At 52.3% G+C, this 375-nt stretch carries 1 protein-coding gene; it reads right to left on the reverse strand.

All coding sequences use genetic code 11. The annotated features are described in order from the left end of the window. The coding region (locus KH400_RS30075) for a hypothetical protein (protein ID WP_217228368.1) at positions 1-375 on the reverse strand (375 nt) is incomplete at both ends.

The raw sequence follows: 375 nt of genomic DNA on the forward strand, positions 1-375 counted from the left end.
CTCCTCCCTTTCTCTCCTTCCTTTTTTCCCCCTTCCTTTTCTTCCTCCTCCTTCCCTTCCTTTTTTCCCTTCCTTTTCCTCCCTCCCCCTTCTTTTTTCCCCTTCCCTCTCTTCCCTTTCCTCCTTTTCTCCCCCTCCTCTCTCCTCTCCCCTTCTTCCTCCTTCTCTCCTTCTTTCTTCCCTTTTTTTTCCCCCTTTTCCTCTTTCCCCCCCCCCTTTCCCTTCTCCCCCTCTTTTCCCCTTTTCCTCTTTCTTCCCCTCCCCTCCTCCTCTCCCCTTTCCCTCCCCTCCTCTTCTTTTTCCTTCTTTCCTTTCTCCTTTCCTCCTCCCTCCCTCTCTTTCTTCCCCCTTTTCTTCCCCCCCTTCTTTCCTTCT

Source organism: Desertibacillus haloalkaliphilus, assembly GCF_019039105.1.
Taxonomy (GTDB): domain Bacteria; phylum Bacillota; class Bacilli; order Bacillales; family KJ1-10-99; genus Desertibacillus; species Desertibacillus haloalkaliphilus.